Origin of the sequence: Pseudomonas wayambapalatensis (assembly GCF_049942315.1) — a bacterium.
Classification (GTDB): Bacteria; Pseudomonadota; Gammaproteobacteria; order Pseudomonadales; family Pseudomonadaceae; genus Aquipseudomonas; species Aquipseudomonas wayambapalatensis.
Genome location: NZ_JBNFMU010000133.1, coordinates 1 through 26,121 on the forward strand (window position 1 = coordinate 1; position 26,121 = coordinate 26,121).

Sequence of the window (26,121 nt, forward strand, 5' to 3'; positions counted from 1 at the left end):
CCTCTTCGCGGGCAAGCCCGCTCCCACAAGGCCTGTGATGAACCTTGTGGGAGCGGGCTTGCTCGCGAAGAGGGCAGTACATGATCACGCTCAGGGCGCCGGGTTTGGCTGCTGCTGGTGCAGTGCCTCGATCGCCGCCAACAGTTCGTCACTCAGCACCAGGTTGGCGCTGTCCAGGTTGCTCTGCAATTGCTTGAGATCGGTCGCCCCGATGATGTTGCTGGTCACGAACGGCTGGCGGGTGACGAATGCCAGGGCCATCTGCGCCGGATCCAGGCCATGCTCGCGGGCCAACTGCACGTAGCGGCTGCAGGCGGCCACGGTCTGCGGGTTGGAGTAGCGGGCGAAGCGGCTGAACAAGGTCAGGCGTGCCTTTTCCGGGCGCGCGCCGTTCTCGTACTTGCCCGACAGCATGCCGAAGGCCAGTGGCGAATAAGCCAGCAGGCCGCACTGCTCGCGGATCGCCACTTCCGCCAGGCCCACCTCGAAGCTGCGATTGAGCAGGTTGTACGGGTTCTGGATCGACACTGCCCGTGGCCAGCCGCGGCTTTCGGCCAGGTGCAGGAACTTCATGGTGCCCCATGGCGTTTCGTTGGACAGGCCGATGTGGCGGATCTTGCCGGCGCGCACTTGCTCGTCGAGCACCTCCAGCGTTTCCTCCAGCGGCGTGAACAGGTCGTTGGGCAGGTGCTGGTAGCCCAGCTTGCCGAAGAAGTTGGTCGAACGCTCCGGCCAGTGCAGCTGGTAGAGGTCGATGCGGTCGGTCTGCAGGCGCTTGAGGCTTTCGTCCAGCGCGGCGACGATGTGCTGGCGGTTGTGCTTGAGCTGGCCGTCGCGGATATGGCTGATGCCGTTGCCGGGGCCAGCGACCTTGCTGGCGAGAATCCAGTCGTCACGGTCGCCATTGGCAGCGAACCAGTTGCCGATGATGCGTTCGGTCGCCGCGTAGGTCTCCGGGCGCGGCGGCACCGGGTACATTTCGGCGGTGTCGATGAAGTTGATGCCGGCGGTCTTGGCCAGGGCGATCTGCTCGAAGGCCTCATCCTGGACGTTCTGCTCACCCCAGGTCATGGTGCCCAGGCACAGTGCGCTGACGTTGAGGTCGGTACGGCCGAGCTTGCGGTATTCCATCGGAAGGCTCTCTGCTGGACAAAGAAACCATCAAAGCAGGTTGAAAATCTTTGCGCAATCTGGATAATGCTGGGCCTCTCCGTGTGGCGGAAGTGATGCACCACCACGCAGGAAGAACCCCGTCGATCATGGGCGTGCCCGACCCGAGCCCCCAAAAGCGTCCGTGCTCGGCTGCGCGCTTGCCCTTGGCAAGTTGTGCACTATCCAGTAAGATTCGCCGTCTATTTTTCGCTGGGCGGCCTCTGAGGCTTTAGAGAATGAAAACTTTTACTGCTAAACCGGAAACAGTAAAGCGCGAGTGGTTCGTAATCGATGCCGCTGGTCAGACCCTGGGTCGTCTGGCTACCGAAATCGCTACCCGTCTGCGCGGCAAACACAAGCCTGAGTACACTCCTCACGTTGACACCGGCGACTACATCGTCGTCATCAACGCCGAGCAGGTTCGTGTAACTGGTGCCAAGTCTTCGGACAAGATGTACTACTCCCACTCCGGCTTCCCAGGTGGCATCAAGGAAATCAGCTTCGAGAAGCTGATCGACAAGGCCCCTGAGCGCGTCATCGAGACCGCGGTCAAAGGCATGCTGCCGAAGAACCCGCTGGGTCGCGACATGTACCGCAAGCTGAAAGTGTACGCGGGTGCTACCCACCCTCACACTGCTCAGCAGCCTCAAGAACTGAAGATCTAACGGGATAGTTCATTATGTCGGCGACTCAAAATTACGGCACTGGCCGTCGCAAGACCGCAACCGCTCGCGTTTTCCTGCGTCCGGGTACTGGTAACATTTCCATCAACAACCGTCCTCTGGACACTTTCTTCGGCCGCGAAACCGCTCGCATGGTTGTTCGCCAGCCGCTGGAACTGACCGAGACCGTTGAGAAGTTCGACATCTACGTCACCGTCGCCGGTGGTGGTGTCAGCGGTCAGGCCGGTGCTATCCGCCACGGTATCACCCGCGCTCTGATGGAATACGACGAAACCCTGCGTGGCGCTCTGCGTCGTGCTGGCTACGTCACCCGCGACGCTCGTGAAGTCGAGCGTAAGAAAGTGGGTCTGCGTAAAGCGCGTAAGCGTCCTCAGTACTCCAAGCGTTAATAGCGCTTCGGCAGTCGAAAAAGCCCGGTTCCTTGGAACCGGGCTTTTTTTATGTCTTGAACTAACCTGTCAGCATGTCCGGGCCGAGTTGCCACATAGACGCAGATCAAGCAAAGCGAGGGTTGTAGCCCGAACCAGGGGTAATCACCTTGTCAGTGTGTGGATTTGTTTCTTACCATGGCGGCCAATTTTTAGCGCCACAGACATTACTAATAGACGCCTGATCCAGCGGGCGAGAAGAAAGCTGATGGGAGAGGACTGAATGAGCAATGACGGCGTCAACGCAGGCCGGCGCCGCTTCCTCGTAGCTGCCACATCCGTGGTGGGGGCTGCGGGGGCAGTGGGGGCTGCGGTACCGTTCGTGGGGTCATGGTTCCCCAGTGCCAAGGCGAAAGCCGCTGGGGCACCGGTGAAGGTCAACATCGCCAAGGTTGAGCCCGGGCAGCAGATGGTTGCCGAATGGCGCGGTCAGCCGGTGTTCATCGTGCGACGAACGCAAGAGATCCTCGGCAATCTGAAAAAGATCACTGCAGACCTGTCCGACCCCGAGTCCAAGGCTTCGGTGCAGCCGACCTACGTCGATCCCGAGGTCCGCTCGATCAAGCCGGAAATCCTCATTCTCGTTGGCTTGTGCACCCACCTGGGGTGCTCGCCGACTTTCCGTCCGGAAGTCGCCCCCGCCGATCTCGGTCCGAAGTGGGTCGGTGGCTATTTCTGCCCTTGCCATGGCTCGCACTATGATCTGGCGGGTCGCGTCTACAAGTCGCAGCCAGCCCCGCTCAATTTGCCAGTGCCGCCGCACTCGTACGAGTCGGACGACATCATCGTCATCGGCGTCGATCAGGAGAACGCATGATGAGCAAGTTCATGGACTGGATTGATGCTCGCTTCCCCGCCACGAAAATGTGGGAAGACCACCTGAGCAAGTATTACGCGCCCAAGAACTTCAACTTCCTGTACTTCTTTGGCTCCCTCGCGTTGCTGGTGCTGGTCAACCAGATCGTCACGGGGGTCTGGCTGACCATGAGCTTCACGCCCTCGGCAGAAGAGGCCTTCGCCTCGGTCGAGTACATCATGCGCGATGTCGAGTACGGCTGGATTCTGCGCTATCTGCACTCCACTGGCGCCTCGGCGTTCTTCATCGTGGTCTACCTGCACATGTTCCGCGGGTTGCTCTACGGTTCGTACCAGAAGCCGCGTGAGCTGGTGTGGCTGTTCGGTATGCTGATCTACCTGGCGCTGATGGCCGAGGCCTTCATGGGTTACCTGCTGCCTTGGGGGCAGATGTCCTACTGGGGCGCCCAGGTGATCATCTCGCTGTTCGGTGCCATCCCGGTGATCGGCGATGATCTCACTCAATGGATCCGTGGTGACTACCTGATCTCAGGCATCACCCTGAACCGCTTCTTTGCCCTGCATGTGGTGGCGCTGCCGATCGTCATTCTCGGGCTTGTGGTGCTGCACATCCTGGCACTGCACGAGGTGGGCTCGAACAACCCGGACGGTGTCGACATCAAGAAGCACAAGGACGAGAACGGCGTACCGCTGGATGGCATTCCCTTCCACCCGTACTACACCGTCAAGGATATCGTCGGGGTCGTGGTATTCCTCTTCGTGTTCTGCGCCGTGGTGTTCTTCTTCCCGGAAATGGGTGGCTACTTCCTGGAAAAACCTAACTTCGAGCAGGCCAACGCCTTCAAGACCCCCGAGCACATTGCGCCGGTGTGGTACTTCACGCCCTTCTACGCGATCCTGCGGGCGGTGCCTGACAAGCTGTTCGGCGTCATCGCCATGGGCGCGGCGATCGCGGTGCTGTTCGTGTTGCCCTGGCTCGATCGCAGCCCGGTGCGCTCCATGCGCTACAAGGGTTGGTTGAGCAAGATCTTCCTGCTGGTGTTCTGCGTGGCCTTCATCATTCTCGGCGTGCTCGGTGTGCTGGCGCCTACGCCCGGACGGACCCTGCTGTCCCAGGTCTGCACCGTGCTGTATTTCGCCTACTTCCTGTTGATGCCGTTCTACACAAGGCTCGAGAAGACAAAACCGGTTCCGGAAAGGGTGACTGGCTGATGAAAAAGTTTATTGCAGTAATGTTCCTGGCATTGATGCCTGCCTTATCCTTTGCTGCCGAGCAGGGTGTGGAGCTGCAGAAGGTCGATATCGACCTGACCGACAAGGCCGCGTTGCAAGACGGGGCGCGCACCTTCGCCAACTATTGCATGGGTTGCCACAGCGCCAAGTTCCAGCGGTACGAGCGGGTTGCCGATGACCTGGGCATCCCCCACGAGCTGATGCTCGAAAAGCTGGTGTTCACGGGGGCCAAGATCGGCGATCACATGAAGATCGGCATGCAGCCCAGCGATGCCAAGACCTGGTTCGGTGCGGCGCCGCCTGATCTCACGTTGGTCGCCCGAGTGCGTGGCAACGATTGGCTGTACAGCTACCTGCACAGCTTCTACGAAGACAAGTCGCGCCCTTATGGGGTGAACAACAAGGTCTTCCCGAACGTGGGCATGCCCAACGTGCTGGTCGGGCTGCAGGGCAACCAGGTGATTGGCTGCAAGCAGATCCAGACAGTGGTCGACGGCAAGAAGCAATTCGACCCGCTGACTGGCAGTCCGTTGACCCATGAAGCCTGTGACCAGCTGACCATCGAGCCGAAATCCGGTACCCTGACGCCCGAGCAGTTCGACGAGAAGGTCAAGAACCTGGTGACCTTCCTGGCCTATTCGGCCAACCCGGTCAAACTGGAAAGTCAGCGCATCGGCACCTATGTCCTGCTGTACCTGGCTTTCTTCTTCGTGTTCGCCTACTTGCTCAAGCGCGAATACTGGAAGGACGTGCACTGATCACGCAGTAGTTTCTGGTAGTTGAACGCGCCCTGGGGTGCTCCTGCGCAATCGCGAGGAGCCTCCCAGGGCGCGTTTGCATTTGCAGTTTCACAAGCATCCCCATGCGAGGAGGAGCTACATGGGCGCGACCAACAGGTTAGCCTGCTATTCCGACCCCGCTGACCATTATTCTCATCGGGTACGCCTCGTTCTCGCCGAGAAGGGCGTCAGTGTGCAGATCATCGACGTCATCGCCGATCGTCTGCCGCCCAAACTGATCGAAGTGAATCCCTATGGCAGCGTGCCAACCCTGGTCGATCGCGACCTGGCGTTGTACGAATCGACCGTGGTGATGGAATACCTCGAGGAGCGTTATCCTCATCCGCCGCTGATGCCGGTATACCCGGTGGCGCGCGGCAACAGCCGCCTGCTGATGCACCGTATCCAGCGTGACTGGTGTGCACTGGCCGATGTCATTCTCGATCCGCGTGCCGCCGAGGCAGCCCGCGGTGAGGCGCGCAAGTCGCTGCGCGAGAGTCTGACTGGTGTCTCGGCGCTGTTCGGCGAGTTTCCCTGCTTCATGAGCGAGGAGCAAAGCCTGGTCGATTGTTGTCTACTGCCCATACTCTGGCGATTGCCGGTACTGGGTATCGAGCTGCCGCGGCAAGCCAAGCCGCTGCTGGATTATATGGAGCGACAGTTCGCCCGCGAGCCTTTCCAGGCGAGCCTGTCTGCTGCTGAACGTGAAATGCGCAAGCTTTAAGGAGCCGTTGATGAACTCCAGTCGCCCCTATCTGGTTAGAGCACTGTACGAGTGGATCGTCGACAACGATTGCACCCCCCATATGCTGGTCAATGCCGAGTATCCGGCGGTCCAGGTGCCCCAGGGATTTGCCAGCGATGGCCAGATCGTCTTGAACATCTCGCCCAGTGCCGTGCGTAACCTGCACATGGACAACGAAGCGGTGAGCTTCGAGGGGCGGTTCAGTGGTGTAGCTCATTCGCTCTATGTGCCAGCTGGTGCAATTCTGGGTATCTATGCCCGTGAGAATGGCCAGGGCATGGTGTTCGAGCTGGAGCCGCCGTTGATGGGGGGCGAAGAGCTCGATGAGGAAGAAGGCGTCGAGCCTGATGATGATGGCCCGCCGGAAGGTGGTGGCCAGCCGCCGCGACCGACTGGACGACCGAGCTTGAAAGTGGTCAAGTAACAAAAAAGGCGATCCAGATGGATCGCCTTTTTTTTCAAGTTCGGATTACAGGTCCTTGATGGAGCGGACCTGATCCTTGTTGATACGGGTCGGCTTGCCATCGAGCTGCTTGAATTCATAGAAGCCGGAGTCACGGTCGAACTTCGGCGTGTCGGTGGTCTGCAGCTCGCGGCCATCGTTGAGGGTGATCACGCTCGGGGTAGAGCAGCCGGCCAGGGTGGCGAAGGCAGTAATGGCCAGGAGGGACAGCAGGGACTTCTTCATGGGTACTTCCTGAGGGTGTGAGGGTAATGCATGCCGTTGTCTGCGGTGCCCCAGCGCCGGGGCTGGGGGGCCGCTGGCAGTGTTAGTCGATGTACTCGAACAGCTTGACGATTTTCTGTACGCCAGACACACCCTGAACCACGTTGGTGGCGGCGTTGGCTTCCTGCTGGGTGACCAGGCCGAGCAGGTAGACGATTCCGTTCTCGGTGATCACCTTGATGCGTGAGCTGGGAACGTTGGCATCACCGATCATCTGGGTCTTGATCTTGGTGGTCAGCCAGGTGTCGTTGTTGCGTGCCAGGATCGACGAGGGCTGCATCACCTGCAGCTCGTTATGCACCTTCTTGACCCGTTGTACCTGGCCGGCGGTCTGCTCGGCGAGGCTCTTGAGGTCGGCGCGCGGCGTTTGACCGGCGAGCAGCACGATGCCGTTGTAGCTGCTGACGACGATGTGCGAGCCCTTGTCCAGGTCGGGGCTTGCCTTGGCGACGTTGACCGAAACCTTGGTTTCGATCAGCGAATCGTCGATCTTGCTACCGATGGTGCGGGTGCCGCGATCATCTTCGATCGGCGAGTTGCGGGTCGAGGTCAATACCGAGCTGCAACCGGAAATACCGAGGCACAGGGTCAGGGCCATGAGGCCGAGGCGCTTGGGGATCATTCTTCACTCCCGAACAGTTGGCTGTCGATCAGATCGCACAGGCAATGGATCGCCAGCAGGTGGACTTCCTGGATACGCGCAGTGACCGTGGAGGGGACGCGGATCTCCACATCCTCGGGCAGCAGCAGCGAAGCCATACCGCCGCCGTCACGTCCGGTCAATGCTACGACAATCATTTCACGATCATGTGCGGCCTGGATCGCCTGGATCACGTTGGCCGAGTTGCCGCTGGTGGAGATCGCCAGCAGTACGTCGCCGGGTTGGCCCAGGGCGCGGATCTGCTTGGAGAAGACTTCGTTGTAGCTGTAGTCGTTGGCGATCGAGGTGATGGTCGAGCTGTCGGTGGTCAGGGCGATGGCTGGCAGGCTCGGACGCTCGCGCTCGAAGCGGTTGAGCAGTTCCGAGGAGAAATGCTGGGCGTCGCCCGCCGAGCCACCGTTGCCGCAGGCGAGCATCTTGCCCTCGTTGAGCAGCGCGTTGACCATGACCAGGCTGGCCTGCTCGATGTGCGGTGCCAGGATGTCCATTGCCTGTTGCTTGGTATCGATGCTGGCCTGGAACAGCCGGCGAATTCGGGATTGCATGTCCATCTGGTGTGACCTTAAGTGCGGCGGAGGCCTGCGCGACGCGCGACAGGGGCCAGCCCGCGAAACATAGAGCAAAGAAATCGGAATGGGTTCAGCATTCGAAGGCGTTTTTCAGCCATTGAAGCGGCCGACCTGCATGGTGGCTGCCCTGCAGGGCGACTACGTCGAAGCGGCAGGGGTGATCGGCCCAGCGGGACTCCTTCAGCAGGAACAGGTTGGCGGCAAGCGCCAGGCGTTTCTGCTTGCGCGCGTCGATACTTTCGAGCGCTCCGCCGAAATCCGCGTGCAAGCGGTAGCGGACTTCGACGAATACTACTGTATCGGCGTCGAGCATGACCAGATCAAGCTCGCCTCCCTTGCATTGCCAGTTACGCGTCAGCAGTTGCAGGCCTTGCCCTCGAAGATACTCGAGGGCCTGGTTTTCTGCCGCGAGCCCGGCGCTGGTGGGGGAGGCGTCGGGCATCAGCGTGCAGTATCCGGCAGGCGCTTGACCTGACCGCCGGAGAATTCGGCCCATGGCAGTTGGCGTTCGATACGCTGGTTGGCGTTGATGCTCAGGCTGCCGGACAGGCCCTCGACGCGGTTGTCAGGCAGCGCCTTGAGCTGGCCCAGGCGTGGCGCCAGGCTGTAGGCATCGACACCCATGGCGTACAGGCGACCCAGGCTGCCGGCAGCTTGAGGCCACTGCTGCACGACTTGCTGACGCAGGCTGTTGGTGTTGTCCAGCAACCAGGGGGTTTCGCAGAAGCGGATGCCGTTCATGTCGTTGTACTGGTTCACGTCACCACTGGCGCTGTAGAGGTTGGAGGTGGCGTAGACCGGTACGTCACCCGCGTACTGGAAGTTGAGGGTCGGCTTGATCTGCTGGGCCTGCTGCGGGGTGGCGGCGAGGAAGATGAAATCGATGTCCTGGCGACGCGATGGTTGTGCGGCGACATTACCACCCACGGCGCTCTGCAGGCTCTTGGCACGACCTTCGCTCTGGCGCAGCTGGAACAGGTCGGCGATCTGTTGGGCCAGGGCGACTGGCTGGGCGATGCGCTCGGCAGCGAGCAGGGTGCCGCCGTTGCCTTCCCAGTCCTGGCGGAAAGCTGCGAGCACGCGGTCACCCCATTCGCCGCTCGGCACCAGGGCCACGGCGCGGACCAGGCCGTCTGCGCGGGCACGGCGAGAGACTTCGCGAGCTTCGTCCTCGGCGGCGAGGCCGAACTGGAAGAGTTGTGGTGGCGATTTCTGCCCGGCCTCGGCGTAGTTCAGTGCCAGGGTGGTGATGGGCAGTTGCGGGTAGTCGGCGAGTTTCTTCACCAGTGGTTTTTCGAGCGGACCGATCACCAGCTGTACGCCGGCCGCCTGGGCCTGGCGATAGAAGTCGTCCAGCGAGGTGAGGCGCGAGCTGTCGAAAACCTGAACCGCCGGCGCTGGCTGGCCGGATTGCTGGGCCTGGAAATGGGCCGCCATGAAGCCGTCGCGCAGCGCGCGGGCTACACCGGCGAGCGGGCCTTCCTGTGGCAGCAGCAGGGCGATCTTGGTCAGCGGCTGGCTGGCCAGTTGCTTGAGCTTGACCAGTGCGTCAGGCAACTGCTTGGCGGCCGGATGATCGGCATGTTGCTGGCGCCAGCTGTCGATGGCGGCCTGTTGCTGCTCCAGGGTGCCGGCGCTCTTGACCGCCAGGGCCAGGCTGGTCCAGCCGGCGAGGGGCGGGTTGCTGGTTGGTTGCTGCAGCTGGTCGGCGGGCAGCGAGGCTACCAGCGACCAGATGGCATCGTTGTTCTTGGTTGCGTCCGGGCCGCTGAGCAGCGGAGCCAGCAAGATGCGCTGCTGGGCCGCAGGAAGTGCCTGGCCGTCGGCTTCGAGGGCTGCAGCATGCACGCTGTAGGTGCGCACCTGCTGCTCTTCGGGGAGCTCGCCGACGCGTTGCAGGCTCGGGTGCGACAGGGCGCCGAGGGCGGCCTTGGGCTGGTTGCGGCTCATCGCCAGCTCGGCAGCCAGGGTGCTGGCGAACACCTGTTGGGCGGGTTTGAGCGTGTCCAGTGGAACCTGCTCGAGGATGCGTGCGGCGCGTGGGAAGTCCTTCTGCCGGTAGGCCATGTCGGCGGCGCTCAGGCGCAGCAGCGCGGCGTCTTCGGCGGACTTGCTGGAAGCCGCCTTCTCGAGCAGTTGCTCGATGCTGGCGTCCGGGGTGCGTGGCAGTTCGCCCAGGCTGGATGAGGGCGAGCTGGCGCAGGCTGCCAGCAGGGCAGCGAGACAGAGGGCTGTGAGCAGCCGCAGGCAAGCGATCATGTAAGGGTCCTGTTACTCGATCAAGTTGGCCGGCAATTGTACCCAAGCGCTGGCCGGGGCGCGATCTTGCTGACGCTGATCCTTCACTATAGGTCGCATGTCAGGGGATGGCGGCCAAGTTCTTTGCGCCTTGTTGCGGGCGCTCGGGCTACAATGGCGCCTTTGATCGGCAAGGCAGGTGTGTGCAGTGACTGATGTTGCAGGGGTTCCAAAATCCATAGCGGGTACGCTTTACGTCGTTGCGACGCCCATCGGCAACCTCGACGACATGAGCGCCCGGGCACTCAAGGTGCTGGCCGGCGTGGCGCTGATCGCCGCCGAGGATACCCGCCACTCGGTGCGTCTGCTGCAGCATTTCGGCATCGAGACGCCGCTGGCGGCCTGCCATGAGCACAACGAGCGCGACGAAGGCAGTCGCTTCATTGCGCGCTTGCTGGCGGGTGACGATGTGGCGCTGGTGTCCGACGCCGGCACGCCGCTGATTTCCGATCCGGGCTATCACCTGGTGCGCCAGGCGCGTGCTGCCGGGGTGAAGGTGGTGCCGGTGCCAGGGGCGTGCGCGCTGATCGCTGCGCTGTCGGCGGCGGGGCTGCCCTCTGATCGCTTCATTTTCGAAGGCTTCCTGCCGGCGAAGGCTGTCGGGCGCCGTGCGCGTCTGGAGCAGGTCAAGGAAGAACCTCGGACCTTGATCTTCTATGAAGCGCCGCATCGTATCCTTGAGTGCCTGGAAGACATGGAGGCGGTATTCGGCGGTGAGCGCCCGGCTGTACTGGCGCGAGAGCTGACCAAGACGTTCGAGACGCTCAAGGGCTTGCCGCTGGCCGAGTTGCGCGCCTTTGTCGCAGCTGACGCCAATCAGCAGCGTGGTGAGTGCGTGGTGCTGGTGGCGGGCTGGAGTGCGCCGCAAGACGACCAGGCGATCAGTAGCGACGCCATGCGTGTATTGGATCTGTTGCTGGCAGAATTACCGCTCAAGCGGGCGGCAGCATTGGCGGCGGAAATTACCGGGGTGCGTAAGAATCTTCTTTATCAAGCAGCGCTGGATAAACAGAAAAGCCATTAATGGCGTAATGATATTATTTGCGGTATTGCTTGTTCTTGATCGCGCCTGCCGTTACCCTTGTCGGCGGAGAGTCGATCGGACAGTCGCTGCCTGTTTTTGTTCCGCAAAATCAGGGGGAGGAAAGTCCGGGCTCCGCAGGGCAGAGTGCCAGGTAACGCCTGGGAGGCGCGAGCCTACGGAAAGTGCCACAGAAAACAACCGCCTAAGCACTTCGGTGCCGGTAAGGGTGAAAAGGTGCGGTAAGAGCGCACCGCACGGCTGGCAACAGTTCGTGGCTAGGTAAACCCCACTCGGAGCAAGACCAAATAGGGTTCCATACGGCGTGGCCCGCGTCGGAACCGGGTAGGTTGCTAGAGGCGTCCAGTGATGGCCGTCGTAGAGGAATGACTGTCCTCGACAAAACCCGGCTTACAGATCGACTCTCCACCCCCTCTCTTCCTGCTTGAATCGATAGCAGATCCTTCCTGGTAATGCCGAAAAGTTCTTACTCTTGATAATTCACTTTAACTTCACACTCTATCCGTTTGAGTGCGCTTGATTTTTTCCGCCAATTTTTTCTTCCGGTAGTCCTTCCTCCTTCCTTTGTTGCGCTAAATCTCGGTCCTGTAAGGGTTTTCCCTATGAACGCGCCTTGACGGTGTGGCGGACGGATTCCTATAGTGTGCGCAAGTGGCAGAAAGTGGGATGAAGTGGGTTTTCTGGCACAAAAAAGTTACCATTGTGGGGAATCGCAGCCGTGTTCCGCGGAGCCAACGCCGTCAGCCTCGATGCAAAGGGCCGTCTCGCCATGCCGAGCCGGTACCGTGACGAGCTCGATTCGCGTTGCAATGGTCAACTTATCGTGACCATCGACGCTGTTGACCCCTGCTTGTGTGTTTATCCCCTCGATGAGTGGGAGCAGATAGAAGCCAAGTTGCGTGCCTTGCCGTCGCTGCGTGAGGAAAACCGCCGCCTGCAGCGTTTGCTGATCGGTAATGCGGTGGACCTGGAGCTCGATGGCAGTGGTCGTTTCCTGGTTCCGCCCCGTTTGCGTGAGTACGCCAAGCTCGACAAGAAGGCGATGCTGGTGGGGCAACTGAACAAATTCCAGCTGTGGGATGAGGATGCCTGGAACGCGGTTTCGGCAGCCGACCTCGCAGCTATTCAACAACCGGGCGCCATGCCCGATGAACTGCGTGACCTGATCCTGTGACGATAGATAGCGGCTTCAACCACATCACCGTATTGCTCGACGAAGCTGTCGAGGCATTGGCCCTGCGCGCCGACGGTTGCTATCTGGACGGGACCTTTGGTCGCGGTGGGCACAGTCGTCTCATTCTCAGCAAGCTCGGGCCGCAAGGGCGGCTGCTGGGCTTCGACAAAGATCCACAGGCGATTGCCACGGGGCAAGCGCTGGCGGCCGAAGACGGCCGCTTTGTCATTGTGCAGCGCAGCTTCGCCGAACTGGGTGATGAGGTGCGCGCGCGCGGGCTGGACGGCAAGGTCAGCGGTATCCTGCTCGACCTGGGTGTCTCCTCGCCGCAGCTGGACGATCCTGAGCGCGGCTTCAGTTTCCTCAACGATGGCCCGCTGGACATGCGCATGAATCCGGGCCAGGGCATCAGCGCCGCCGAGTTCATCGCCACCGCGCCCGTCGAAGAAATAGCCCGCGTGTTCAAGGAGTACGGCGAGGAGCGTTTTGCCGGTCGCATGGCGCGTGCGGTGGTCGAGCGTCGCGAGAAGCAGCCGTTCACCCGTACCGCCGACCTGGCCGAAGTGCTCAAGGTCGCCAACCCTGCTTGGGAGAAGGGCAAGAATCCGGCGACTCGCGCTTTCCAGGGGCTGCGCATTCACGTCAATAACGAACTGGGCGATCTGGAGGCCGGCCTGGACGCCGCGCTCGAGGCGCTGGAAGTCGGCGGCCGCCTGGCGGTGATCAGCTTCCACTCGCTGGAAGACCGCATCGTCAAACTGTTCATGCGCAAGCTGGTCAAGGGCGAAGCGGATAACCTGCCACGCAACCTGCCGGTGCAGCACAAGGCCTTCGAACCTCGTATCAAGCTGATCGGCAAGGCGCAGTTCGCCTCCGATGCAGAACTCAAGGCCAACCCGCGTGCGCGCAGCGCCGTCATGCGCGTGGCGGAGAAGCTGCGGTGAGTCGCCTGTTCGCCAAGCCATTGCCAGGCGGAAGCTTCCTGATGCTTCTGCTGTTCGTTGGCGTGCTGGTGTCGGCCATCGCTGTCTCCTACAGCGCTCACTGGAACCGCCAGTTGCTCAACACGCTCTACAACGAGCTGAGCGAGCGCGACAAGGCCCAGGCTGAGTGGGGGCGCCTGATTCTCGAGCAGAGCACCTGGACTGCCCACAGTCGTATCGAAAACCTGGCTGCCGGCCAGTTGAAGATGCGCGTACCCAACGCTGACGAAGTGCGGATGGTGACGCCATGATGAAGCTCGAGGGTGCACTCTACCCCTGGCGCTTCCGGGTCGTCGTAGGCCTGCTGGCGTTGATGGTCGGCGCGATCAGCTGGCGGATCATCGACCTGCAGGTGGTCGACCGAGACTTCCTCAAGGGGCAGGGCGATGCTCGCAGCCTGCGCCATATCCCGATTCCTGCACACCGTGGCCTGATTACCGACCGCAATGGCGAGCCTCTGGCCGTCAGTACGCCGGTCACCACTCTCTGGGCCAACCCCAAGGAGATGCAGGCGTCCAAGGACCGTTGGCCGCAACTGGCCGCTGTGCTGGGGCAGAACCCGCAGCAACTGATCGAGCGCCTCACCCAGCAGGCCAACAAGGAATTCATCTACCTGGTTCGCGGCCTCACGCCCGAGCAGGGCCAGCAGGTACTCGACCTTAAAGTGCCCGGTGTCTACGGCCTCGAGGAGTTCCGCCGCTTCTATCCGGCGGGCGATGTCACGGCGCACATGGTGGGTTTCACCGACCTGGACGACCATGGTCGTGAAGGTGTCGAGCTCGCCTATGACGAGTGGCTGGCCGGGGTGCCTGGCAAACGCCAGGTGATCAAGGACCGGCGCGGCCGCCTGATCAAGGATATTCAAGTCACCAAGAACGCCAAGGCCGGTAAGACCTTGGCGTTGTCGATAGATCTGCGCCTGCAGTACCTGGCGACTCGCGAGCTGCGCAACGCCATCGCCGAACAGGACGCCAAGGCCGGCAGCCTGGTGATCATGGACGTCAAGACCGGCGAGGTCCTGGCGATGGTCAACCAGCCAACGTACAACCCCAACAACCGCCGCAGCATGTTCCCGGCAGCCATGCGTAACCGGGCGATCATCGATGTGTTCGAGCCAGGTTCCACGGTCAAGCCGATTTCCATGAGTGCGGCCCTGCAGAGCGGGCGCTGGAAACCCACCGACAAGGTCGAGGTGTATCCGGGCAGCCTGCAGATTGGTCGCTACACGATCAAGGACGTGTCCAGGAGCGAGGGCCCGATCCTTGACCTGACCGGCATCCTGATCAACTCCAGTAACGTCGGCATGAGCAAGATCGCCTTCGATATCGGCGGCGAAGCCATCTATCGGGTGATGTCGCAGGTTGGCCTGGGGCAGTACACCGGCCTGGGATTCCCGGGTGAGCGCGTGGGCAACCTGCCCAACCATCGTGAGTGGCGCAAGGCCGAGACAGCCACGCTCTCCTATGGATACGGCGTATCGGTCACCGCCCTGCAGTTGGTTCACGCCTACGCCGCGCTGGCCAACGACGGCAAGATGGTGCCGCTGTCGATTCTCAAGGTCGACAAGGCGCCGGAAGCCGTGCAAGCCATTCCGAAGGAAACCGCCAAGACCATTCAGGGCATGTTGCAGCAGGTGATCGAGGCGCCGCGCGGTGTGTTCCGCGCCCAGGTGCCGTTCTACCACGTTGCCGGCAAGTCGGGCACTGCGCGCAAGGCCACGGTCGGCTCCAAGGGATACACCGAAAACGCCTACCGTTCGCTGTTTGCCGGTTTCGGCCCGATGAGCGACCCGCGCTACGCCATCGTCGTGGTCATCGACGAGCCGGGCAAAGGCGGTTACTTCGGTGGTCTGGTCTCGGCGCCGGTGTTCAGCAAGGTCATGTCCGGCACTCTGCGGCTGATGAACGTGCCGCCGGATAACCTGCCGCCCGCGAACGTGCAGCAGGCCAGTGCAGTACCCGCCAAGGGAGGGCGTGGTTGATGACAATGCCATTGAGCAAGCTTTTCGCCCATGCCAGCCGCGATCCGTTGATTCGCGAGCTGACACTCGACAGCCGCCAGGTGCGGCCGGGTGATCTGTTCCTGGCGGTGCCGGGTGCCAAGGTCGATGGCCGCGACCACATCGCCGACGCGCTTGCCCGCGGTGCTGCCGCCATTGCCTATGAAGAGCAGGGCGCCACGGTGCTGCCGCTCACCGACGTGCCGCTGATTCCGGTCAAGGGCCTGATCGCGCAACTGTCGGCCATCGCCGGCCGTTTCTATGGCGAGCCGAGCCGCCAGCTCAACCTGGTCGGCGTGACCGGCACCAACGGCAAGACCAGCGTGACGCAATTGCTCGCCCAGGCCCTCGACCAGTTGGGCCAGCGCTGCGGTCTGATCGGCACCTTGGGCACCGGTTTCTTCGGTGACTTGCAGAGCGGCCGCCTGACCACGCCGGACCCGATTGCCGTGCAAGCCACGCTCAACGACCTCAAGAAGGGCGGTGCCAAGGCCGTGGCGATGGAAGTGTCTTCCCACGCCCTGGAGCAGGGACGCGTGGCGGCGCTGGCCTTCGATATCGCGGTGATGACCAACCTGTCGCGCGATCACCTGGACTACCACGGCAGCATGGAGGCCTACGAGGCCGCCAAGGCCAAGCTGTTCGCATGGCCGAGCCTGCGCTGCCAGGTGGTCAACCTGGACGATGCCTTTGGTCGTCGTCTGGCCGAAGACTTTGCCCGCCGCCCGAGTGCCGATCATATCGAGACCCGGATGCTCAGCTATAGCCTGGAAAACCCGGACGCCTCGCTGTTCTGCCGCGAAGCCCACTTCGACGATGATGGCGTGCGCGCCATCATCGTCACCGCTCAAGGCGAACGCACACTGCGCAGCCAACTGCTCGGGCGCTTCAACCTGAGCAACATGCTGGCCGCCGTAGCCACGTTGCTGGCGCTGGATTACTCGCTGGACGAAATACTGAAAGTCACCCCGCAACTGCAGGGGCCTGTCGGTCGCATGCAGCGCCTGGGTGGTGGTGCCAAGCCGCTGGTGGTGGTTGACTACGCCCACACCCCCGACGCACTGGAGAAGGTACTCGAAGCCCTGCGCCCGCACGCCCACGGCAAGCTGCTGTGCCTGTTCGGCTGCGGCGGGGATCGCGATCGCGGCAAGCGTCCGCTGATGGCCGAGGTGGCCGAGCGTCTGGCCGACCGCGTACTGGTCACCGACGACAACCCACGTACCGAGGATCCGCTGCGGATCTTCGATGACATTCGCCCAGGTTTCGCCAAGGCTGCCGACGCCGAGTTCGTCGCCGGTCGCGGCCAGGCCATCGCACACCTGATCGCCACCGCTGCCGCCGACGATGTGATCGTGCTGGCCGGCAAGGGGCATGAGGATTACCAGGAGATCAATGGCGAGCGCCTTGATTTCTCCGATCTGGTCGAAGCCGAGAAGGCACTTTCAGCCTGGGGGGCTCCACATGATTAAGCCCATGACACTCAGCCTGCTGACTACAGCGCTGAGTGCTCGTCTGGTCGGTGCCGACGCCACCTTCAACGGTGTCAGCATCGACAGCCGCAGCGTGGCTGCGGGGCAACTGTTCATTGCACTGACCGGCCCGCGTTTCGATGGTCACGACTACCTTGCCGATGTGAAGGCCAAGGGGGCCGTGGCCGCGTTGGTCGAGCGCGAAATCGCCGATGTCGACCTGCCGCAACTGCTGGTTGCCGATTGTCGTGTGGCGCTGGGCCAGTTGGGCGCGCTCAATCGCGCCGCCTTCGACAAGCCGGTGGTCGCCATCACAGGCTCCAGCGGCAAGACCACGGTCAAGGAGATGCTGGCTTCCATCCTGCGTACTCGCGGTCTTGTGCATGCCACCCGTGGCAACCTGAACAACGACCTCGGCGCGCCACTGACGTTGCTGGAGATCGCGCCCGAACACAGCGCTGCGGTGATCGAGCTGGGCGCTTCGCGCATCGGCGAGATTCGCTACACCGTTGGTCTCACTCAGCCGCAAGTCGTCATCCTCAACAACGCTGGCACCGCCCACGTGGGTGAGTTCGGCGGCCCGGAGAAGATCGTCGAGGCCAAGGGCGAGATTCTCGAGGGCTTGGGCGAGGGCGGTATCGCCGTGCTCAATCTCGACGACAAGGCCTTTGACATCTGGCGCAAGCGCGCCGGTGCGCACCAGGTGCTGAGCTTCGCCCTGACCAACGAGAAGGCCGACTTCCATGCCAGCGACATCGGTCGCGACGCGCGCGGCTGCCCTTCGTTCACCCTGCACGGTCCGAGCGGCAGTGCGCCGGTACAGTTGAACCTGCTCGGTACGCATAACGTCAGCAACGCCCTGGCCGCCGCTGCTGCCGCACATGCCGTGGGCGTGAGCCTGCCGGGTATCGTTGCCGGCCTGGCCGCAGTGCAGCCGGTCAAGGGCCGTTCCGTGGCGCAGATCGCGCCCAGCGGTGCGCGGGTGATCGACGACACCTACAACGCAAATCCCACCTCGATGTGTGCCGCCATTGATATACTCGCCGGCTTTTCCGGACGCACCGTCCTGGTGCTCGGGGATATCGGCGAACTGGGGCAATGGGCCGAGGAAGGTCACCGTCAGGTGGGCGACCATGCGCGCGGCAAGGTCGATGCCTTGTACGCGACGGGCACCAACATGGTTCATGCGGTCCAGGCGTTCGGCGCCAATGGCCGCCATTTCGCTACTCAAGCTGAGCTGATCGACGCCGTTCGTGCCGAGAGCGTCAGCGATACCACTATCTTGATCAAGGGCTCGCGCAGCGCTGCGATGGAAAACGTCGTGGCTGCTCTGTGTGGTGCCAGCGGGGAGAAACATTAATGCTGCTGCTGTTGGCTGAGTATCTGCAACAGTTCTACAAGGGCTTCGCGGTCTTCCAGTACCTGTCCCTGCGCGGGATCCTGGGTGTGTTGACGGCGTTGTCCCTGGCACTGTGGCTGGGGCCCTGGATGATTCGTACCCTGCAGATTCGCCAGATCGGTCAGGCCGTGCGTAACGACGGCCCGCAATCGCACCTGTCCAAGTCCGGCACCCCGACCATGGGCGGTGCGCTGATCCTGTCCGCTATCGCCATCAGCACCTTGCTGTGGGCCGACCTGACCAATCGCTATGTCTGGGTGGTGCTGATCGTCACCCTGCTGTTCGGCGCCATCGGCTGGGTCGACGACTACCGCAAGGTGATCGAGAAGAACTCCCGCGGCCTGCCGAGCCGCTGGAAGTATTTCTGGCAGTCGGTATTTGGCCTCGGGGCTGCGGTCTTCCTCTACATGACTGCACCGACCAGCGTCGAAACCACGCTGATCGTGCCGTTCCTCAAGGACTTCACCATCCCTCTGGGCGTCGGCTTCGTCGTGCTGACCTACTTCGTCATCGTCGGCTCGAGCAACGCGGTCAACCTGACCGACGGCCTCGACGGCCTGGCGATCATGCCGACGGTGATGGTGGGCGGTGCGCTCGGTATTTTCTGCTATCTGTCGGGCAACGTGAAGTTCGCCGAATACCTGTTGATCCCTTATGTACCGGGCTCGGGCGAGCTGATCGTGTTCTGCGGTGCGCTGATCGGCGCAGGCCTGGGCTTCCTCTGGTTCAACACCTACCCGGCGCAAGTCTTCATGGGTGACGTCGGTGCCCTGGCACTGGGCGCCGCGCTGGGCACCATCGCCGTGATCGTCCGCCAGGAAATCGTGCTGTTCATCATGGGCGGCATCTTCGTGGTGGAAACCCTTTCGGTGGTGATCCAGGTGGCCTCGTTCAAGTTGACCGGCAAGCGCGTGTTTCGCATGGCGCCGATTCACCACCATTTCGAACTCAAGGGTTGGCCCGAGCCGCGGGTGATCGTCCGATTCTGGATCATCACCGTGATTCTGGTGCTGATCGGCCTTGCCACCCTGAAACTGAGGTAAACGAGCGTGTCACTGATCGCTTCCGACCAATTCCGCATCGTTGTCGGCCTCGGCAAGAGCGGCATGTCCCTGGTTCGCTTCCTGGCGAACCGGGGCATCGCCTTTGCGGTCGCCGATACCCGCGAGCAACCGCCGGAACTGGACACCCTGCGCCGTGAATACCCGCAGGTGGAAGTGCGCTGTGGTGAACTGGATGTGGACTTCCTGTGCCGCGCCAACGAGCTTTACGTCAGCCCCGGCCTGGCACTGGCCACCCCGGCGTTGCAGCAAGCCGCCGCGCGAGGCGTGAAGCTCTCCGGTGATATCGAACTGTTCGCCCGCCATGCCAAGGCGCCGATCATCGCGATCAGCGGCTCCAACGCCAAGAGCACCGTGACCACCCTGGTCGGCGAGATGGCTGCCAAGGCCGGCAAGCGCGTCGCTGTCGGTGGCAACCTCGGTACGCCGGCGCTGGACCTGCTCGACGATGCAGTCGAGTTGTATGTGATGGAGCTGTCGAGCTTCCAGCTGGAGACCACCGACCAGCTCAACGCCGAAGTGGCGACCGTACTGAATATCAGCGAAGACCACATGGATCGCTACAGTGGCCTGCCGGCCTATCACCTGGCCAAGCACCGCATCTTCCGGGGTGCGCGCCAAGTGGTGGTGAACCGTCAGGATGCCCTGAGCCGGCCGCTGCCGGTCGAGGGCATTCCATGCTGGACCTTCGGCCTCAACACCCCCGACTTCAAGGCCTTCGGCCTACGTGATGCTGCGGGCGAGAAACACCTGGCATTCGAGTTCCACACCCTGATGCCCGTGCGCGATCTGAAGATCCGCGGTGCGCACAACCAGAGCAATGCCCTGGCCGCCCTGGCCCTGGGCCATGCCGCCGGTCTGCCGTTCGAGCCGATGCTCGAAGCCCTGCGCGAGTTCAAGGGCCTTGTCCATCGCTGCCAGTGGATCCGCGAGCGTAATGGCGTGAACTGGTACGACGATTCCAAGGCCACCAACGTCGGTGCGGCACTGGCCGCCATCGAGGGCCTGGGCGCCGATATCGATGGCAAGCTGGTCCTGATCGCCGGCGGTGACGGCAAGGGGGCGGACTTCTCTGCTCTGCGCGAGCCGGTGGGCAAGCATTGCCGCGCCGTGGTGCTGCTGGGGCGTGACGCCGAGCGCCTGGCCGAGACCTTCGGCGACAGCGTGCCGCTGGTGCGGGTCAAGACCCTGGACGAAGCCGTGCAGCGCTGCGCCGAGCTCGCCCAGCCAGGTGACGCGGTGCTGCTGTCGCCGGCCTGCGCCAGCCTCGACATGTTCAAGAATTTTGAAGAGCGCGGGCGGCTGTTCGCCCAGGCGGCGGAGGGGCTGGCATGATCTTCGGTATCCTCAAGCCCTATCCCTCGCCGCTGATCAGCGGTCGTGGCATCGACCTGGACTTCCCGCTGCTGGCGGGCTGCCTGGCCCTGCTTGGCCTGGGCCTGGTGATGATCACCTCGGCCTCCTCGGAAGTCGCCGCGGTGCAGTCGGGCAACCCGCTTTACCACATGATCCGCCACCTGGTGTACGTCGCCCTGGGGCTGGGTGCCTGCGGCCTGACCATGATGGTGCCGATCGCCACCTGGCAGCGCATGGGCTTCCTCATGCTGATTGGCGCCTTCGGCCTGCTGGTGCTGGTGCTGGTACCAGGCATCGGCCGGGAGGTGAACGGTTCGATGCGCTGGATTGGTTTCAGCTTCTTCAACGTCCAGCCGTCGGAAATCGCCAAGGTCTTCGTGGTCATCTACCTCGCAGGTTACCTGGTGCGTCGTCAGACCGAGGTGCGTGAGAGCTGGATGGGCTTCTTCAAGCCGTTCATCGTTTTGCTGCCCATGGCCGGCCTGCTGCTGATGGAGCCTGACTTCGGCGCCACCGTGGTGATGATGGGCGCTGCGGCAGCCATGCTGTTCCTCGGTGGGGTGGGGCTGTTCCGCTTCTCGCTGATGGTGGTGCTGGCGGTGGTCGCGGTGTTCATTCTGGTTCAGGCGCAACCCTACCGGATGGCGCGCTTGATCACCTTCACCGACCCCTGGTCCGACCAGTTCGGTTCGGGCTACCAGCTGACCCAGGCACTGATTGCCTTCGGTCGTGGCGAGTGGCTGGGCGTCGGCCTGGGCAACAGCGTACAGAAACAGTTCTATCTGCCCGAGGCGCACACCGACTTCGTGTTCTCGGTGCTGGCCGAAGAGCTTGGCGTGGTTGGCTCGCTGTGCACCGTGGCGCTGTTCGTGTTCGTCACCATCCGTGCCTTGTACATCGGCCTGTGGGCCGAGAAGGCCAAGCAGTTCTTCGCCGCCTACATGGCCTTCGGCCTGGCCTTCCTGTGGATCGGCCAGTTCCTGATCAACATTGGTGTGAACGTGGGCCTGCTGCCGACCAAGGGGCTGACGCTGCCATTCCTCAGCTACGGGGGCAGCTCGCTGGTGATCTGCTGCGCCTGTGTGGGGCTGTTGCTGCGTATCGAGTGGGAGAGTCGAACGCACCTGGGCAGCGAGGAACACGAGTTCAAAGAGAGCGATTTTGCCGAGGAGACCAGTCATGGCCGCTGATGGCAAGAACGTACTGATCATGGCCGGTGGCACCGGGGGGCATGTGTTCCCGGCCCTGGCCTGCGCCCGCGAATTCCAGGCGCGCGGCTACAGCGTGCATTGGCTAGGTACGCCACGGGGCATCGAGAACGAACTGGTGCCCCAGGCCGGCTTGCCGCTGCACCTGATCCAGGTCAGCGGGCTGCGTGGCAAGGGCAAGCTGTCGCTGCTCAAGGCGCCGTTCACCCTGGTCAAGGCCGTGCTGCAGGCGCGGCGCATCATTCGTGAGCTCAAGCCGGTGTGCGTGCTGGGCTTTGGCGGCTATGTCACAGGTCCTGGCGGTGTTGCCGCGCGGCTGTGCGGTGTGCCGCTGGTGATTCACGAACAGAATGCCCGCGCGGGTACCGCCAATCGGCTGCTGGTGCCACTGGCCGCACGAGTCTGCGAAGCTTTCCCCGACACCTTCGCTGCCAGCGAAAAACGTCGGACTACCGGTAACCCGGTGCGCCCGGAACTGTTCCTGGAAGCGCCCCGTGCGGCACTTGCCGAGCGTCGTGCGCGCCTTCTGGTGCTCGGCGGCAGCCTCGGTGCGGAACCATTGAACAAATTGCTGCCTAAGGCCCTGTCCGAAGTGACTGCAGACCTGCGTCCAGAGGTGTTCCACCAGGCTGGCAAGCAACATGCGTCGATCACCGCCGAGCGTTATCGCGAGGCCGGGATCGAGGCTCAGGTAGAGCCTTTCATCAAAGACATGGCCCACGCTTATGGCTGGGCCGACATGGTGGTGTGCCGGGCCGGCGCCCTGACCGTCAGCGAACTCGCGGCGGCGGGCCTGCCCTCGATGCTGGTGCCCTTGCCCCACGCGATCGACGATCACCAGACCCACAACGCCCAATATCTGGCTCGCGAAGGTGCTGCCTTCCTGATGCCACAAGCGACAACTGGCGCAGCGCAGCTCGCTGAACGCCTGAACGAGGTGCTGATGCAACCCGAGAAACTCAACACCATGGCCGGCAATGCACGTCGCCTGGCCAAGCCTGCTGCAACCAGCACCGTGGTCGATATCTGCCTGGAGGTGGCCCATGGTTGAAAGCCAGAAAGCCATGCCGCAGCCCAAGATGGGCCGCATTCGTCGCATTCACTTCGTCGGTATCGGCGGCGTGGGCATGTGCGGTATCGCCGAAGTGCTGCTGAACCTGGGCTACGAAGTGTCCGGTTCCGACCTCAAGGCCTCGCCGGTCACCCAGCGCCTGGAGTCGTTCGGCGCCGAAATTTTCGTGGGTCACCGTGCCGAGAACGCTGCCACCGCCGATGTACTGGTGGTTTCCAGCGCAATCAATCCGGCCAACCCTGAAGTTGCCACGGCGCTCGAGCGCCGTATCCCGGTGGTGCCGCGTGCCGAAATGCTGGCCGAGCTGATGCGCTACCGCCACGGCATCGCCGTCGCCGGTACCCACGGCAAGACCACCACCACCAGCCTGCTGGCCTCGGTGTTCGCTGCCGGCGGCCTGGATCCGACCTTCGTCATCGGTGGCCGTCTGACCGCCGCTGGCACCAACGCCCAGCTCGGTACCAGCCGCTACCTGATCGCCGAAGCCGATGAAAGCGATGCCAGCTTCCTGCACCTGCAGCCGATGGTCGCCGTCGTCACCAATATCGACGCCGACCACATGGCAACCTACGAAGGTGACTTCAACAAGCTGAAGAAGACCTTCGTCGAGTTCCTGCACAACCTGCCGTTCTACGGTCTGGCCGTGATGTGCCTGGACGATCCGGTCGTGCGCGAGATCCTGCCTCAGGTCAAGCGCCCCACCGTCACCTACGGCTTCAGCGAAGAGGCCGACATCCGCGCCATCAATGTGCGCCAGCAGGGCATGCAGACGCATTTCACCGTGCTGCGTCGCGACTGCGAGCCGCTGGAAGTGTCGGTGAACATGCCGGGCAACCACAACGTGCTCAACGCCCTGGCCACCATCGCCATCGCCACCGACGAGGGCATCAGTGACGATGCCATCATCCAGGGGCTGTCGGGCTTCCAGGGTGTGGGGCGACGCTTCCAGGTGTATGGCGAGCTGCCAGTCGAAGGCGGCAGCGTGATGCTGGTCGACGACTATGGCCATCACCCCACCGAAGTGGCGGCGGTGATCAAGGCCGTGCGCGGTGGTTGGCCGAGCCGGCGCCTGGTCATCGTCTACCAGCCGCACCGCTACAGCCGCACCCGCGATCTTTACGACGACTTCGTGCAGGTGCTGGGTGATGCCAACGTGCTGCTGCTGATGGAAGTCTATCCGGCCGGCGAGGAGCCGATCCCCGGCGCCGACAGCCGCCAGCTGTGCCACAGCATCCGCCAGCGCGGCAAGCTGGACCCGATCTACATCGAACGTGGCGCTGAGCTTGCGCCACTGGTCAAGCCGCTGCTGCGCGCCGGTGACATCCTGATCTGCCAGGGTGCCGGCGATGTGGGTGGCCTGGCCCCGCAACTGATGAAAAGCCCGCTGTTCGCTGGCGCTGTCGCCAAGCAGGAGAAACCGCTGTGAGTACCGCCTACGACAAACTGCACTCCACGCTCGACGTCAAGGCCTTCGGCCGCGTCGCCGTGCTCTATGGCGGCAAGAGCGCCGAGCGCGAGGTTTCGCTCAAGTCGGGTGCGGCGGTGATCGAGGCGCTGACCTCGGCCGGTGTGGATGTGGTTGCCATTGATGTGGGCGACGATCTGCTCGCGCGCCTGCAAAGCGAGAAGATCGACCGTGCCTTCATCATTCTTCACGGCCGCGGTGGTGAAGACGGCAGCATGCAAGGCTTGCTCGAGTGCCTGGGCATTCCCTACACCGGCAGCGGCATCCTTGCCTCGGCACTGGCCATGGACAAGCTGCGCACCAAGCAGGTGTGGCAGAGCCTGGGTATCCCGACCCCGCGTCACGCCGTGCTGGCCAGCGAAAGCGACTGTGTCGAGGCTGGCAAGGAACTGGGCTTCCCGCTGATCGTCAAACCGGCCCATGAAGGTTCCAGCATCGGCATGGCCAAGGTGAACAGTGTCGAAGAGCTTGTTGCCGCCTGGCAGGACGCCGCCCGCTACGACTCGCAGGTGCTGGTCGAGCAGTGGATCCATGGCCCGGAGTTCACCATTGCGGTGCTGCGCGGGCAGGTGCTGCCACCGATCGCACTGGGTACGCCGCACGTGTTCTACGACTACGACGCCAAGTACATCGCCAACGACACCCAGTACCGCATTCCCTGCGGCCTGGACGCCGGCAAGGAACAGGAACTGATGGACCTGACTGCACGCGCCTGCGATGCCATCGGCATCGAGGGCTGGGGCCGTCTGGATGTAATGCAGGACGAGCAGGGCCGGTTCTGGCTGCTCGAAGTCAACACCGCACCTGGCATGACCGATCATAGCCTGGTGCCCATGGCGGCCCGCGCGGCCGGTCTGGACTTCCAGCAACTGGTGCTGGCGATCCTGGCCGAAAGCGTAGCGACGCGAGGTTAAGAGCCATGCAAGGCGCGATGATACGTCAGCAGCAACCCGTTACCGGCCGTAGCAAGCCGGTGCCACGTGGTGCCAGCCGACTGGTGGCCGACGAGCCCGTATCGGCGCGCCTGCCACGACCCAGTTTCGGTGGGTTGAAACGCCTGCTGTGGCCGGTGCTGCTGGTCGCTGCCGGCTTCGGTGCCTATGAAGGCGCGATCCGCTTGATGCCTTACGCCGACCGGCCGATCACCAAGATCGCCGTGCAGGGTGATCTGAGCTACATCAGCCAGCAGGCGGTGCAGCAGCGTATCGCGCCTTATGTCGCCGCGAGCTTCTTCAGTGTCGACCTGCCGGCGATGCGTGCGGAGCTCGAGCAGATGCCATGGATCGCCCATGCCGAAGTGCGTCGGGTATGGCCGGACGAGGTGGTGATCCGCCTCGAGGAACAACTGCCGGTCGCGCGCTGGGGCGATGAGGCCTTGCTCAACAACCAGGGCCAGGCGTTCACCCCGCGCGAGCTGGCCAACTATGAGCATTTGCCGCAGCTGTTCGGGCCGCAGCGCGCTCAGCAACAAGTCATGCAGCAGTATCAGGTATTGAGCCAGATGCTGCGCCCCATGGGCTTCTCCATCGCTCGCCTGGAGCTGCGCGAGCGAGGCAGCTGGTTCCTGACCACTGGCGCGGGTAGCGCCGGTCCTGGCGTCGAGCTGCTGTTGGGGCGCGATCATCTGGTGGAGAAGATGCGCCGGTTCATTGCCATTTACGACAAGACACTCAAAGAGCAGATCACCAACATCGCCCGCATCGATCTGCGATACGCCAACGGATTAGCGGTTGGCTGGCGGGAACCGAATGCACCGACGACGGCCCAACCCGCCGTTGCGAAGAATTAGAGAGAGGCAGGAC

General features: G+C 62.8%; 27 protein-coding genes and 1 other RNA gene. 22 read left to right on the forward strand and 6 right to left on the reverse strand.

The features are described from left to right. Positions 1-90 precede the first annotated feature (90 nt). The gene (locus ACPZMI_RS07620; protein ID WP_186711352.1) at positions 91-1,131 is read right to left on the reverse strand and encodes an NADP(H)-dependent aldo-keto reductase; all 1,041 of its coding nucleotides are present in this window, start codon (positions 1,129-1,131) and stop codon (positions 91-93) included. A gap of 257 nt (positions 1,132-1,388) precedes the next feature. Here ACPZMI_RS07620 and rplM point away from each other — a divergent pair, with 257 nt between their 5' ends. The 7 genes from rplM (at position 1,389) to ACPZMI_RS07655 (ending at position 6,260) form a co-directional block, all read left to right on the forward strand. Further along, the gene (rplM, locus tag ACPZMI_RS07625) at positions 1,389-1,817 is read left to right on the forward strand and encodes a 50S ribosomal protein L13 (protein WP_054893988.1); all 429 of its coding nucleotides are present in this window, start codon (positions 1,389-1,391) and stop codon (positions 1,815-1,817) included. Between the two features lie 14 nt (positions 1,818-1,831). After that, positions 1,832-2,224 (forward strand): 30S ribosomal protein S9, encoded by a 393-nt coding sequence (gene rpsI, locus ACPZMI_RS07630; protein WP_054893989.1) that lies wholly within the window; start codon positions 1,832-1,834, stop codon positions 2,222-2,224. Between the two features lie 262 nt (positions 2,225-2,486). Further along, the gene (petA, locus tag ACPZMI_RS07635; protein WP_054893990.1) at positions 2,487-3,080 is read left to right on the forward strand and encodes a ubiquinol-cytochrome c reductase iron-sulfur subunit; all 594 of its coding nucleotides are present in this window, start codon (positions 2,487-2,489) and stop codon (positions 3,078-3,080) included. Next, a complete protein-coding gene (locus ACPZMI_RS07640; protein WP_054893991.1) occupies positions 3,080-4,291 on the forward strand; it encodes a cytochrome b in 1,212 nt (403 codons plus the stop codon). Before petA ends, ACPZMI_RS07640 begins: the two co-directional genes overlap by 1 nt. Then, complete coding sequence (locus ACPZMI_RS07645; RefSeq protein ID WP_054893992.1) at positions 4,291-5,070, forward strand: cytochrome c1; 780 nt, start codon at positions 4,291-4,293, stop codon at positions 5,068-5,070. Before ACPZMI_RS07640 ends, ACPZMI_RS07645 begins: the two co-directional genes overlap by 1 nt. 121 nt (positions 5,071-5,191) lie before the next feature. Next, positions 5,192-5,815, forward strand: coding sequence for a glutathione S-transferase N-terminal domain-containing protein (locus tag ACPZMI_RS07650; RefSeq protein ID WP_063546019.1), 624 nt, complete (start codon positions 5,192-5,194; stop codon positions 5,813-5,815). Between the two features lie 10 nt (positions 5,816-5,825). Then, positions 5,826-6,260, forward strand: a complete 435-nt coding sequence (locus ACPZMI_RS07655; RefSeq protein ID WP_186668066.1) for a ClpXP protease specificity-enhancing factor — start codon at positions 5,826-5,828, stop codon at positions 6,258-6,260. 45 nt (positions 6,261-6,305) lie between these two features. Here the strand turns inward: ACPZMI_RS07655 and ACPZMI_RS07660 are convergent, their stop codons facing one another. The 5 genes from ACPZMI_RS07660 to ACPZMI_RS07680 all read right to left on the reverse strand — a co-directional run bounded on the left by ACPZMI_RS07660 (position 6,306) and on the right by ACPZMI_RS07680 (position 10,052). After that, positions 6,306-6,524: a YgdI/YgdR family lipoprotein gene (locus tag ACPZMI_RS07660; protein WP_186668064.1), complete on the reverse strand. Its 219-nt coding sequence runs from the start codon at positions 6,522-6,524 to the stop codon at positions 6,306-6,308. Between the two features lie 82 nt (positions 6,525-6,606). Continuing rightward, positions 6,607-7,185 carry a BON domain-containing protein gene (locus ACPZMI_RS07665; RefSeq protein WP_063546017.1) on the reverse strand — a complete coding sequence of 193 codons (579 nt, stop codon included), beginning with the start codon at positions 7,183-7,185 and terminating at the stop codon, positions 6,607-6,609. Beyond that, positions 7,182-7,775, reverse strand: coding sequence for a phosphoheptose isomerase (locus ACPZMI_RS07670; RefSeq protein ID WP_054893997.1), 594 nt, complete (start codon positions 7,773-7,775; stop codon positions 7,182-7,184). Before ACPZMI_RS07670 ends, ACPZMI_RS07665 begins: the two co-directional genes overlap by 4 nt. An 88-nt stretch (positions 7,776-7,863) precedes the next feature. Further along, complete coding sequence (locus ACPZMI_RS07675) at positions 7,864-8,235, reverse strand: YraN family protein (protein WP_426351985.1); 372 nt, start codon at positions 8,233-8,235, stop codon at positions 7,864-7,866. Next, complete coding sequence (locus ACPZMI_RS07680) at positions 8,235-10,052, reverse strand: penicillin-binding protein activator (protein ID WP_426351986.1); 1,818 nt, start codon at positions 10,050-10,052, stop codon at positions 8,235-8,237. The genes ACPZMI_RS07675 and ACPZMI_RS07680 overlap by 1 nt, the downstream gene beginning before the upstream one ends. Positions 10,053-10,239: 187 nt before the next feature. On the opposite strand from ACPZMI_RS07680, the gene rsmI reads away from it, so the two are divergent. The 15 genes from rsmI to ACPZMI_RS07755 all read left to right on the forward strand — a co-directional run bounded on the left by rsmI (position 10,240) and on the right by ACPZMI_RS07755 (position 26,108). Then, positions 10,240-11,115, forward strand: a complete 876-nt coding sequence (gene rsmI / locus ACPZMI_RS07685) for a 16S rRNA (cytidine(1402)-2'-O)-methyltransferase (protein ID WP_426351987.1) — start codon at positions 10,240-10,242, stop codon at positions 11,113-11,115. 67 nt (positions 11,116-11,182) lie between these two features. Further along, positions 11,183-11,542: RNase P RNA component class A (gene rnpB / locus ACPZMI_RS07690), an RNA gene on the forward strand. A 309-nt stretch (positions 11,543-11,851) separates the two neighbouring features. Further along, positions 11,852-12,307 carry a division/cell wall cluster transcriptional repressor MraZ gene (gene mraZ / locus ACPZMI_RS07695; protein ID WP_004575120.1) on the forward strand — a complete coding sequence of 152 codons (456 nt, stop codon included), beginning with the start codon at positions 11,852-11,854 and terminating at the stop codon, positions 12,305-12,307. Continuing rightward, positions 12,304-13,251, forward strand: coding sequence for a 16S rRNA (cytosine(1402)-N(4))-methyltransferase RsmH (gene rsmH / locus ACPZMI_RS07700; protein ID WP_411383188.1), 948 nt, complete (start codon positions 12,304-12,306; stop codon positions 13,249-13,251). Before mraZ ends, rsmH begins: the two co-directional genes overlap by 4 nt. Then, positions 13,248-13,541, forward strand: a complete 294-nt coding sequence (ftsL, locus tag ACPZMI_RS07705) for a cell division protein FtsL (RefSeq protein ID WP_054894001.1) — start codon at positions 13,248-13,250, stop codon at positions 13,539-13,541. Before rsmH ends, ftsL begins: the two co-directional genes overlap by 4 nt. Next, positions 13,541-15,271 (forward strand): peptidoglycan D,D-transpeptidase FtsI family protein, encoded by a 1,731-nt coding sequence (locus ACPZMI_RS07710; protein ID WP_186719096.1) that lies wholly within the window; start codon positions 13,541-13,543, stop codon positions 15,269-15,271. The genes ftsL and ACPZMI_RS07710 overlap by 1 nt, the downstream gene beginning before the upstream one ends. Continuing rightward, positions 15,271-16,758 carry a UDP-N-acetylmuramoyl-L-alanyl-D-glutamate--2,6-diaminopimelate ligase gene (locus tag ACPZMI_RS07715; RefSeq protein WP_186668050.1) on the forward strand — a complete coding sequence of 496 codons (1,488 nt, stop codon included), beginning with the start codon at positions 15,271-15,273 and terminating at the stop codon, positions 16,756-16,758. The genes ACPZMI_RS07710 and ACPZMI_RS07715 overlap by 1 nt, the downstream gene beginning before the upstream one ends. Beyond that, the gene (locus ACPZMI_RS07720; protein ID WP_426351988.1) at positions 16,751-18,118 is read left to right on the forward strand and encodes a UDP-N-acetylmuramoyl-tripeptide--D-alanyl-D-alanine ligase; all 1,368 of its coding nucleotides are present in this window, start codon (positions 16,751-16,753) and stop codon (positions 18,116-18,118) included. The genes ACPZMI_RS07715 and ACPZMI_RS07720 overlap by 8 nt, the downstream gene beginning before the upstream one ends. Then, complete coding sequence (gene mraY / locus ACPZMI_RS07725; protein WP_054894005.1) at positions 18,118-19,200, forward strand: phospho-N-acetylmuramoyl-pentapeptide-transferase; 1,083 nt, start codon at positions 18,118-18,120, stop codon at positions 19,198-19,200. Before ACPZMI_RS07720 ends, mraY begins: the two co-directional genes overlap by 1 nt. Positions 19,201-19,206: 6 nt before the next feature. Beyond that, positions 19,207-20,553: a UDP-N-acetylmuramoyl-L-alanine--D-glutamate ligase gene (gene murD, locus ACPZMI_RS07730; RefSeq protein WP_426351989.1), complete on the forward strand. Its 1,347-nt coding sequence runs from the start codon at positions 19,207-19,209 to the stop codon at positions 20,551-20,553. Continuing rightward, a complete protein-coding gene (gene ftsW / locus ACPZMI_RS07735) occupies positions 20,550-21,764 on the forward strand; it encodes a putative lipid II flippase FtsW (protein ID WP_189657504.1) in 1,215 nt (404 codons plus the stop codon). Before murD ends, ftsW begins: the two co-directional genes overlap by 4 nt. Further along, positions 21,754-22,833, forward strand: a complete 1,080-nt coding sequence (gene murG, locus ACPZMI_RS07740) for an undecaprenyldiphospho-muramoylpentapeptide beta-N-acetylglucosaminyltransferase (RefSeq protein ID WP_426351990.1) — start codon at positions 21,754-21,756, stop codon at positions 22,831-22,833. Before ftsW ends, murG begins: the two co-directional genes overlap by 11 nt. Then, positions 22,826-24,280, forward strand: coding sequence for a UDP-N-acetylmuramate--L-alanine ligase (gene murC, locus ACPZMI_RS07745; RefSeq protein WP_054894009.1), 1,455 nt, complete (start codon positions 22,826-22,828; stop codon positions 24,278-24,280). Before murG ends, murC begins: the two co-directional genes overlap by 8 nt. Continuing rightward, positions 24,277-25,233, forward strand: a complete 957-nt coding sequence (locus tag ACPZMI_RS07750) for a D-alanine--D-alanine ligase (protein ID WP_186668037.1) — start codon at positions 24,277-24,279, stop codon at positions 25,231-25,233. Before murC ends, ACPZMI_RS07750 begins: the two co-directional genes overlap by 4 nt. 5 nt (positions 25,234-25,238) lie before the next feature. Then, positions 25,239-26,108, forward strand: a complete 870-nt coding sequence (locus ACPZMI_RS07755; RefSeq protein ID WP_186668035.1) for a cell division protein FtsQ/DivIB — start codon at positions 25,239-25,241, stop codon at positions 26,106-26,108. Positions 26,109-26,121 lie beyond the last annotated feature (13 nt).